Source organism: Streptomyces aurantiacus (assembly GCF_001418335.1).
Lineage (GTDB): Bacteria > Actinomycetota > Actinomycetes > Streptomycetales > Streptomycetaceae > Streptomyces > Streptomyces aurantiacus.
Window position 1 is genome coordinate 1 of the sequence record NZ_LIPP01000325.1, and the last position, 9868, is coordinate 9868.

Here is a 9868-nt window from a genome sequence, read left to right on the forward strand (position 1 = left end):
TGGCCGTTGGTCCCGTGCCTGGGGCTGTTGTGGTCTGACCGCGCTGACCGGTCAGCGCGGTCAGACCACAGTGTGTTCGTCCGCGGGTGCGTGGGGGCTGGGCGCGCAGTTCCCCGCGCCCCTCAGGGGCTGCGCCCCTGACGGGTGCGGGCGGTCATAGTTCCGCGTAGACCACCGTTGCGTCGTCGTGTGTCTTGGAGCGGCCCAGGAACGTTCGTTCCGTGTCCGAGCGTTCCAGTGTGCGTACCCGGTCGATCAGGGACTGGCCGCCCTCCTTGCGGATCAGGGTGAACAGGTCCGTCCAGTCGCCCTCCCCGAACTTCTCCACCCAGCGGGTCGCGCCGTCCGTGAGGGCGGTGAGGGCGCGGACCTCGGCGCGGGGGAAGGTGCCCGTGACGGCGCGGGCCGCGACCGAGGGGTCCGCCGCGGCCGTGAAGAAACCACCCTCCTTGTTGCGCAGGGTCGCGTCGGTCGCGGCGTGCGCCGCCAGCGTGGCGCGCGGCATGCGGGCGAGGCGGTCGTCGAGGACGGGAATGACCGTGCCGGCGGGGGATTCGACGAGGAGCGCCGAGTCCGAGAGGACCAGGTACTCGACGGAATCCGCTGACCAGCGGGCCAGCACCACCGTTGCCTGCGGGGTGCGCGGGTGAGAAAGGTCACAGGTTGCCCGATGGGCGTCGGCGGTACGTGAGATGGCCCGCCCGAGGATCTCGGTGAGCGTCAGATCCCGCCGCGAAACGGACAGTTCACTCAAGGCGCCGCCGAGCCGGGCGGTGAACCAGGGGACGGAATGCAGACACCCGTGATCGGTCGCGGGAGGCGTCACGCCGTCCAGGACGACGATCGAACCGCCTTGTCCGGAGGCCGGAAGTCCGACCGATGCGTAGTCCTCGTCGGGGCGGGCGGGGTCACCGGGTGCCGAGATCAGTTCCGAGCGCATCCGGCCAGTCTGCACGAGCCCTCCACAAGCTTCGCCAAAGGCTGGCAACTGTCGCTCAGTTGGCCTGGACAAGCAGGTCAGGCGCCTGCTTTGGGACGGATTCACCGACTCGGGTGGAGCGTGGCGGCGCATCCTGCCATCGGTCGCCGTGGACGTCCAACCGACCCGCCGTACAAGGCTGCGGCACGCGCCACTGGAACTTGCCGGTCCGCTCCCCGGCGATGTTCACTCCTTCGTGTGGCGGGTCAGGCGATGCGCGACCACTGCCCACCGGCACTGGGAGGGTCGGGAGCCTTACCGGGACGACACGTGAGTTGACGGTCAGTCACCCGGGCCCATGGGGACACGAGTCAAGAATGCGAGCACCGGTGCAGAAAATGCGGCCTCGGCGCAAAGGCAAGCAGTCGGCCTCTGGTGAAGCCTCCGGGCGCACACCGAACTCACCGGCACGGCAGGACACTTCGGCGCCGCAGGGCATCCCGGCACCGCAGGGCACTTCGGCACGGCAGGACACTCCGGACCCCGCGGGACGCGGACGCCCCGCTCATGTACGCAGCCGGCTGATCGTCGCCGTCGCCGTCGTGGCCGCCGCGATCGCCGGAGCGGGCGCCCCCTCCGTGATCGCCGCCTCCGGAGAGCTGAACGACTCCCAGAACCTGGTGACGCTCGCCGAGCGAACCCAGGACACGCTGGCCCTCGCTCACTCGCTGGCCGACGAGCGCGACGAGACCACCTCCTACCTCGCGGCCGGCCGCCCCAAGGGCGAGGGCCCCTCCGAGCGCCGCAGCGCCCGCGTGGACCGCCAGGTCGACGAACTGCGTGTCGACGCCGTCGAGACGGACGCCCCCGCGTCCTTCCTCAAGACGCTCGACACGATCGCCGTCGTCCGCAGAGCGGCGCTCACCGGAGAGAGCAGCGCCCTCGAAGCGCACCAGGCGTACTCGGCCGCCCTCGCCGAACTCCACGGCCTCGCCGAGGACCTGGCCGAGAAGATCCCGCCCCGCGCGGGCTCCGGCGCGCACGCCCTCGCCGACCTCGACACGGCCGTCCAGCAGGCCGCCGCGACCCGCGGCCTGCTCCTCGCGGCGCTGAACGTCCCCACCACCACCCGGACGGTCACCGACCCGATCACGGGCCTGCCGACCACGACCACCACGTCGTCGGCCGCCGAGACCAGGCAGCGCGACGCGCTCACCGCCGCCGCCCAGCAGGCATACGTCCGTGAGCAGGCGGCCCTGGCCGACTTCGGCGGCACGGCACCCAAGGCGGACCGCGCCTCGTACGACTCCACGGTCAACGGACCCGACGTCACCTCCGCCGACAAGTACCTGGCGAGCCTGGCCGACCAGCCCACCCTGTCCGACTCCGAACTGGCCACCAGCACCAAGAAGCTGGACGCGGCGCTCACCGCCCGCGTCGAGCTGATGCGCGGCGTCGAGGCGTCACTCAACACCCAGCGCGCCAAGGACCTCGCCCAGTTGCGCGACGACGATGTCACCGCGCTGGAGATCCGGGTGGCGATCCTCGGCGCGCTGATGCTGCTCGCCGTCGGCGTCTCCACCGGGATGGCCCGCTCGCTCACGCGCCCGCTGTCCGTCCTGCGTCGCGGCACGGCACGCCTCGCCGCCGAACCAGGCGTCGGCGAACCGGTCAAGTTCACCGGGCGCAACGACGAGTTCGCCCAGGTCGTACGCTCCGTCAACGCGCTCCACACGCACGCCCTCGCGCTCCAGGAGCGGCTGGCCACGCTGGAGAGCGACCGCAAGCACCTCATCGGCCAGCGCCAGAAGATGGCCGACGAACGCGACAGGTTCAAGGCCGAACTCGCCGAGGCCGCCGCCCACCTGGAGCAGGTGCGGCAGAGCATCCACGGCACCTTCGTCAACCTGGCCCTGCGCGTCCTGGGCCTCGTCGAGCGGCAACTCGGCGTCATCGAGGGCCTCGAAGAGCGCGAGCAGGACCCCGACCGCCTCGCCACCCTCTTCAAGCTCGACCACTTCGCCACCGTCATGCGCCGCCACAGCGAAAACCTGCTGATCCTCGCGGGCGCCGACCACAGCCATCAGCACCCCGGGCCCGTCCCGCTGATCGACGTCGTCCGCGCGGCCGTCAGCGAGGTCGAACGGTACGAGCGGGTACGCATCTCCGCGCTGCCGCCGCACGCGCACCTCGCCGGGTTCGCGGCGGACGACATCAGCCACCTGGTGGCCGAACTCCTGGAGAACGCCTCCTCCTTCTCACCGCCCGACATTCCCGTGGAGGTCTCCGGCTGGCTCCTGGAGAGCGGCGAGGTCATGCTCTCCGTCCAGGACGAGGGCATCGGCATGACCAGTGAGCGGCTCGACCTGCTCAACACCCGCCTCACGGCCTTCGACCCTGAGGACCCTGAGGACACGTACGACGAGGAGGGCGGCGACGGCCTCGGGCTCGGCCTGTACGTGGTGGCCCGGCTCGCCCACCGGCGCGGCGTACGGGTGCAGTTGCGCGAGCAGAAGCAGGGCGGCATCACGGCCGTCGTGGTCCTGCCCAAGGCGCTGCTCGCCGCCGCGCCCACGGTCGCTGTTCCCCAGGCGACCAGCGCGCGCACTCCGGGTGGTGCGGCCGCGATGTCCCTCCCGGGTGCGGACGCCGAGGTCAACTCCAATGTCCTGTACGGCCGTCCGGGCCGGGACCCGCTGATCGCGGCGGCGGAGGAAACCCTGCGCGAGACCGCCGGGACTGCCGGGACCGGTGAGACCGAAGAGGCCGGCGAGATCGCCGAGCCCGCCGAGCCCGCCGAGCCCGCTGAGTCCGCCGAGTCGGCTGAGCCGTCAGGGTCCGCCGCTCCGGTCCAGGACTCCGGCCCCGAGACGACCATGGTGCTCATGGCGCCGGTGCCCCCGGAGGACGAGCCCGAGGCGGCAGAAGCCGAGAGTGCGGCACAAGCCGAGAGTGCGGCACAAGCCGAGAACGCGGCAGAAGCCGTGCGCGAATCCGGCGCCGACGCCCCTGCCGACGTCCCGGTGATCCGGCTCCCCGCCCAGGCCACCCGGGACCATCACGCCCCGGCCCGCCGCGCCACCGACCCGTACGCCATAGGGCCCGACACCCACGACCGCGTACCGGACGCCTCGCAGGAATTGCAGGTACCGCAGGTACCGCAGGAGCCGTCGGGATCGCAGGGACCGCAGGAACTGCCCGAGCGGGTCACCGAGAAGGGGCTGCCGAAGCGGAGCCCGAAGATCACCGCTCCCGCGCCGACCGTCGGCCCGCGCACGGCGCCCGTCGACGCCGCGGCACTGCGCCGCCGCCTCGGCGGATTCCACCGGGGAGCCACCGAGGGTCGCCGTGACGTCGAAGCGGAGATCGCCGAACAGACGTCGGAGCTGCAGACGACCGCCGCACATGCCGTTGAGACCAAGGGGGACACCGTCGAGGAGGAAAGCAGTTGACCGCGTCCAGCACCTTCGGACTGAGCCGTGAAGCCCGCAATCTGCACTGGCTGCTGACGAACCTCGTCGAGGAGGTGCCGGGCCTCCTGTCGGTCGCGGTGGTCTCCTCCGACGGCCTGTTGCTGCTCTCCTCCGATCCGGGGAGGAACGCGCAGGCGCGGCAGAGTGGCGAGAGACCCACAGGCCCCCGGGACTCCGCGGCGGACCTGGCCGCCGTCGTCTCCGGCATCGGCAGCCTCGCCGTCGGCGCCGCCAAGCTGATGGACGGCGGGGCCGTCAAGCAGACGATGGTCGCGATGGAGCAGGGCGGGCTCTTCGTCATGTCGATCAGTGACGGCTCGCTGCTCGGCGTGCACGGCGCTCCGGACTGCGACATGAGCGTCGTCGCGTACCACATGGCGCTCTTCGTGGGCCGCGCCGGACACGTCCTGACGCCTGAACTCCGCAGCGAACTGCGCCAGTCACTGGTCACCACGACGACGGAGACCACGACGGCGGAGACCGCCACGGCGGAGACCGCGTCGACGGGAACCATGACGACGGAGACCGCGAAGTGAGCGGCACGAGTGACGTGAGCGGCACGTCCAAACTGCCGGTCCGCGGTGGCGAGGCGTCCCACTCCCGATCCCGCTCGCGCGGAGGGACGCCCGCCCGAGTACGCCCGTACTCGCTCACCGGCGGCCGTACGCGCTTCGGGCACGTGCTGCTCGTCGAGACGTTCGTGGCCGCACTGGAGGCCCCGGACGAGCGCCGGGAGCTGGAGAATGGTTCACTCTCCACCCGGGTCATGCCGGAGATGAGGGCCATCGTCGAACTCTGCCGCCGGATGCGTACGGTGGCAGAGGTCGCGGCCCTTCTGAAGATGCCGCTCGGTGTGGTCCGGGTGCTCCTCAGCGACCTGGCGGACCAGGGGAAGATCCGTGTGTACGGAACAGGTCACGGCCCGGGACAGCCGGACCGCGCACTGCTGGAAAGGGTGCTGAGTGGACTCCGTCGTCTCTGACGTCTCCCGCGTCTCGGATGTCTCCCGATCGTCGGGCCTCCCCGAAGTGGTGGAGCCCGACGAGGAGTTGAAAGCCTGGCAGCAGGACCGCACGCGCGCTCCGATCGCCACGAAGATCGTGGTGGCGGGCGGCTTCGGGGTGGGCAAGACCACCCTCGTCACCGCCGTCTCCGAGATCACGCCTCTTCAGACGGAGGCGTTGATGACCCAGGCGAGCGAGGGTACCGACGACCTCAGCTCGACCCCGGGGAAGCTGACCACGACGGTGGCCATGGACTACGGCCGCATCACGCTCGACGACGATCTGGTGCTGTACCTGTTCGGTACGCCCGGGCAGCAGCGGTTCTGGTTCATGTGGGACGACCTGGTGCGCGGGGCGATAGGCGCGGTGGTCCTCGCCGACACCCGGCGCCTGAAGGACTGCTTCCCGGCACTCGACTACTTCGAGAGCTGCGGGCTGCCGTACGTCGTCGCCGTCAACCACTTCGACGGCAGCGAGCGGTTCGATCCGGACGACGTGCGGGAGGCCCTCACGATCTCCCGGCACATACCTGTCATGATCATGGACGCGCGCCACCGGTTCTCGGTCATCGAGACCCTGTTGGCGCTGGTGGGGCACGCGCTCGACGACAGCCCCGAATGACGTGACGTAGCCCCGGACCACGTGGCGTCAGCCCCGAACAAGACGTACGCAGAGTGAGGACCCGCATGCGGAAGATACTCGTCGTCGGAGCCGGCCAGTCCGGGCTCCAGCTCGCCCTCGGACTCCAGTCGCACGGGTACGAGGTCACCCTGATGTCCAACCGGACGGCGGACGAGATCCGTACCGGCCGCGTCATGTCCACCCAGTGCATGTTCCACACGGCACTGCAGCACGAGCGCGATCTCCAGCTGAACTTCTGGGAGTCCCAGGCCCCGAAGATCGAAGGACTCGGCGTCTCGGTCGCCGCCCCCGGCTCGCACGACCCGGGGCCGACCCAGCGGGCGATCGACTGGGTGGGCAGGCTCGACGGGTACGCGCAGTCGGTCGACCAGCGCGTGAAGATGGCCGGCTGGATGGAGACCTTCGCGCAGCGCGGCGGCCAGCTCGTCATCCACGGCGCCGCGGTCTCCGACCTCGACTACTTCGCCCGTACGTACGACCTGGTACTCGTCTCGGCGGGCAAGGGCGAGCTGGTGTCGATGTTCGGCCGCGACGCCTCGCGATCCCCGTACACCGAGCCGCAGCGCGCACTGGCCGTCGCGTACGTCCACGGGCTCGGCCCGCGCCCCGAGCACCCGGAGTACGACGCGGTCCGCTGCAACCTCGTCCCGGGCGTCGGCGAGCTCTTCGTCATGCCGACGCTCACCACCTCGGGCCGGGCGGACATCCTCTTCCTGGAGGGCATACCCGGCGGCCCGCTGGACGTCTTCCACGGAGTGAAGGACCCGGCCGAACACCTCTCCCTGACCCTGGAACTCATGGAGCGGTACACGCCGTGGGAGTACGCCAGGGCCACCAAGGTCGAACTCACCGACGCGGGCGGCACGCTGGCCGGACGCTACGCGCCCACCGTCCGCAACCCGATAGGCCGGCTGCCCGGCGGCGGCCTCGTCCTCGGCGTCGCCGACGTGGTCGTGGCGAACGACCCGATCACCGGACAGGGCTCCAACTCGGCCTCCAAATGCGCGGCCTCGTACCTCGACTCGATCCTCGGCCACGGGGAGCGGGAGTTCGACGAGGCATGGATGCGGAACACGTTCGAGCGGTACTGGGACACCGCCCAGCACGTCACGAAGTGGACGAACGCGATGCTCGGCGCGCCGCCGGAGCACGTCCTCAACCTGATCGGTGCGGCGGGTCAACTGCCGCCGGTCGCCGACCGCTTCGCGAACGGCTTCGACGACCCGTCGGACTTCGAGAACTTCTTCTACGAGCCGGAGAAGACGGGGGCGTACTTGGCCTCTGTGGCGGGGGGCTGAGGCTGCGGCTGAGGACCGCTTGCCCGTGCGGGTGCGTCGTGGCTTGTCGCGCAGTTCCCCGCGCCCCTGTCGGAGCCGGGGCGCTCCTACGGGGCGCTGTAACCCTCGTCCGAGCCGGTTGTCGCGCCCTCCGGGAGCCTCGGTGGTGTGTACCGCCGCAGGGGCCTGCCGGACGGGTCGGGGCGTACGGCGCCCAGGACCGGGTTGGCCGCGAGCGGGGACACCTTGACCTTCGCCCCCGGCCTCGGGGCCTGTACGACCCTGCCGTCGCCCAGGTACATCGCCACATGGGTGGCCTCGGGGAAGTAGACCACCAGGTCGCCCGGGCGCAGCTCACCCAGCTCGACCCGTGGGAGCCGGGCCCACTGCTCCTGGCTGGTACGGGGGATGGCGCGGCCCGCGCTGTCCCAGGCCCGCGAGGTGAGCCCCGAGCAGTCGTACGAGTCCGGGCCCTCGGCGCCCCACTCGTACGGCTTGCCGATCTGCTCCACGGCGTAACGCAGCGCCTCGCCCCCCTCCCGGGAGGGCCGCCGCGTGCTGCTGAGCGCGCCCGACGCCACCAGCTTCTCCTGCGCCTCGGCCACCCCGGACTTCTCCAGCTCGGCCACCTGGGAGAGCTGCTCCTCGGTCAGTGAGGCGAGCAGCTCTTCGACGCCCTTCAGCCGCTTGCGTACGAGGTCGCGGTCCTTCTTCTGCCGTTCCGCGAGGGTGAGCCGGCTGTCGAGGGCGGCGCGGGCGCGGCGTGCCAGCTCGTCCGTCTTCCGCTCGTTGCCCGCCAGGCGCCTCACCGTCCCGGCCCGTTCCTTCGAGACCTGCCGGATCACCTGGCCCTGGTCGAGCGCGTGCTGCGGATCACGGGCGAGCAGCAGCCGTACGTACGAGGAGATCTCGCTCCTGCCCTGGTACTGCTGCCGGGCGAGCCGTCCCGCCGCGCCGCGGCTGTCCTGGAGCGAGAGCCGGGCCGCCGCGAGCCGGCGGTTGAGCTTCGCGACCTCGGACCGCTGCCGTTTCAGCCGCTCCTCGGTCGCGTTGTACGTCTCGGTGGCCTCCTCGGCCTCCCGGTACAGCCGCTGAAGGTCTGTCAGCAGCGCGCCCACGGACCGCTCACCCGGGTCGGGCGCCGCCGTGGCGGGGGCGGGGGCGGGTGCGAGGGCCGCGCCGGCCGCGATCGCCGCCGTACAGACCAGTCGCCCAAGCCTCTCTGACACGTCATCACCTCCGGTGCGGGGCGGCATTTCCGCTCCTCCGCACCGCGAGCATCAGACGTTCGCGCCGGCCCCGCGCGCCGGCCGTGGGCGGTCCGGCCCAACGAGGTCACTCGTGGGTGTCCTCCGGCTTGCCGTCCGGCGTGGCGTCCGGGGCGGTGGCGTCCGGTGTGGTGGCGTCCGGTGTGGTGTCCGGCTTCGACCACGGCCACTTGAGTTTGCCGCCGCTCCGGCCCGTCGGGTCGTACTCGTACTTCCAGCCCTGGTGCAGGCCGAGCTTTCTGCTCACGCCCGCCTGTACGCGGCGGTAGACGAGAACCGTGGGCGGGCCGCCCGCGCTGTCCGGCACGGGGACCCGGTACGTCTTCGGAGGGTGCCCGGTGGGGCCGAGCAGGATCGGCAGCACGCGGCCGTCCAGGGGGCCGCCCTCGAAGGGGGTCTCTTCGCTCTTCACCGGGCCAGTGTCACAAACGACGGCCGGGTCGACGGCACAGACCGTGCCGTCACGGCGTCACAGCACGGCCGCCGGTGTGCGTCAGAGCAGGTGTGCCGCGTCGCTCACCACGGGCAGGACCCGGCGGGCCAGCGAGCCCATCGGTCCGTCCGCCGGCTCCAGCGCGATCGCGGCTCGCACGACCGCCTCGGTCGGGGCGTCGCGGGCGGCGGTCGCCACGAGGCACGCCACGAATTGCTCGACGAGCCAGTCGCGCAGTTCGTCCAGCGGGGGTTCCTTCTCCTCGTCCAGCCAGATCAACGAGGCGGCCTCCACGGACGTGATCCACATCCGGACGGTCATCCGCAGGCGGGGGCTCGGCTCCTCGACGGCCGGATCACTGATGTCCGGATGGCTGACGTGCAGATGGCTCAGGATGTGCTCGGCGGCGGCGCGGCGTACGCCGTCCACGATGGCCGTGGTGCGTGACGTCTCGACCACGCTGCCGCCCTGGAGCAGGGCGCTGAAGCCGGCGTCGTGCTGGTCCACGAAGGCCAGGTAGCGGTCCAGGGCGTTGGAGAGCCGCCGGGTGAGGGGGCCGTCCGGTGGCTCGGCGAAGCAGTGCTCCAGCTCCTCCGCGGCCGACCGCAGCGCCGCCTCGTACAGCTGCTGCTTGCCGCCGGGGAAGTAGCGGTACACGAGTGGTCGTGAGACGCCCGCCGTCTCCGCCACGTCGTCCAGTGAGACGTCTTCCGGCGCCCGTACCGCGAACAACGACAGCGCGGCGTCGAGGAGCTGACTGCGTCGCTCCTCGACGCTCAGGCGTCGGTATGCGCGGGTGGGGGCCTCCGAGGTCATGCCTCGCAGCGTAGTCCGTCCCGGGGGGTGCGGGGT

9 protein-coding genes are annotated in these 9868 nt (G+C 71.4%); 5 read left to right on the plus strand and 4 right to left on the minus strand.

Annotated features, from left to right (window positions below):
• Nucleotides 1–154 precede the first annotated feature (154 nt).
• Nucleotides 155–940: a protein phosphatase 2C domain-containing protein gene (locus AOK01_RS33300; protein WP_055518288.1), complete on the minus strand. Its 786-nt coding sequence runs from the start codon at nucleotides 938–940 to the stop codon at nucleotides 155–157.
• Between the two features lie 368 nt (nucleotides 941–1308).
• On the opposite strand from AOK01_RS33300, the gene AOK01_RS33305 reads away from it, so the two are divergent.
• From AOK01_RS33305 to AOK01_RS33325, 5 genes are all read left to right on the plus strand, one after another.
• Entirely contained in the window at nucleotides 1309–4371 is a 3063-nt protein-coding gene (locus AOK01_RS33305) for a sensor histidine kinase (RefSeq protein ID WP_425424779.1), read from the plus strand.
• Nucleotides 4368–4928 carry a roadblock/LC7 domain-containing protein gene (locus AOK01_RS33310; RefSeq protein WP_055518290.1) on the plus strand — a complete coding sequence of 187 codons (561 nt, stop codon included), beginning with the start codon at nucleotides 4368–4370 and terminating at the stop codon, nucleotides 4926–4928. The genes AOK01_RS33305 and AOK01_RS33310 overlap by 4 nt, the downstream gene beginning before the upstream one ends.
• Before the next feature lie 14 nt (nucleotides 4929–4942).
• Nucleotides 4943–5374, plus strand: coding sequence for a DUF742 domain-containing protein (locus tag AOK01_RS33315; protein ID WP_425424780.1), 432 nt, complete (start codon nucleotides 4943–4945; stop codon nucleotides 5372–5374).
• Nucleotides 5355–6017 carry a GTP-binding protein gene (locus AOK01_RS33320; protein WP_055518292.1) on the plus strand — a complete coding sequence of 221 codons (663 nt, stop codon included), beginning with the start codon at nucleotides 5355–5357 and terminating at the stop codon, nucleotides 6015–6017. The genes AOK01_RS33315 and AOK01_RS33320 overlap by 20 nt, the downstream gene beginning before the upstream one ends.
• A 65-nt stretch (nucleotides 6018–6082) precedes the next feature.
• Nucleotides 6083–7336 (plus strand): styrene monooxygenase/indole monooxygenase family protein, encoded by a 1254-nt coding sequence (locus tag AOK01_RS33325; RefSeq protein WP_055518293.1) that lies wholly within the window; start codon nucleotides 6083–6085, stop codon nucleotides 7334–7336.
• Nucleotides 7337–7422: 86 nt separating this feature from the next.
• Here AOK01_RS33325 and AOK01_RS33330 read toward each other — a convergent pair whose 3' ends face one another.
• The 3 genes from AOK01_RS33330 to AOK01_RS33340 form a co-directional block, all read right to left on the minus strand.
• A complete protein-coding gene (locus AOK01_RS33330) occupies nucleotides 7423–8544 on the minus strand; it encodes a C40 family peptidase (protein ID WP_055518303.1) in 1122 nt (373 codons plus the stop codon).
• 106 nt (nucleotides 8545–8650) lie between these two features.
• Nucleotides 8651–8995: a hypothetical protein gene (locus AOK01_RS33335; protein ID WP_055518295.1), complete on the minus strand. Its 345-nt coding sequence runs from the start codon at nucleotides 8993–8995 to the stop codon at nucleotides 8651–8653.
• Nucleotides 8996–9076: 81 nt separating this feature from the next.
• The gene (locus AOK01_RS33340; protein ID WP_055518297.1) at nucleotides 9077–9832 is read right to left on the minus strand and encodes a TetR/AcrR family transcriptional regulator; all 756 of its coding nucleotides are present in this window, start codon (nucleotides 9830–9832) and stop codon (nucleotides 9077–9079) included.
• Between the last annotated feature and the right edge of the window lie 36 nt (nucleotides 9833–9868).

Coding starts and splice junctions, on each gene's coding strand:
- AOK01_RS33300 (WP_055518288.1), bottom strand. CDS start 940: ATGCGCTCGGAACTGATCTCGGCACCCGGTGACCCCGCCCGCCCCGAC.
- AOK01_RS33340 (WP_055518297.1), bottom strand. CDS start 9,832: ATGACCTCGGAGGCCCCCACCCGCGCATACCGACGCCTGAGCGTCGAG.
- AOK01_RS33325 (WP_055518293.1), top strand. CDS start 6,083: ATGCGGAAGATACTCGTCGTCGGAGCCGGCCAGTCCGGGCTCCAGCTC.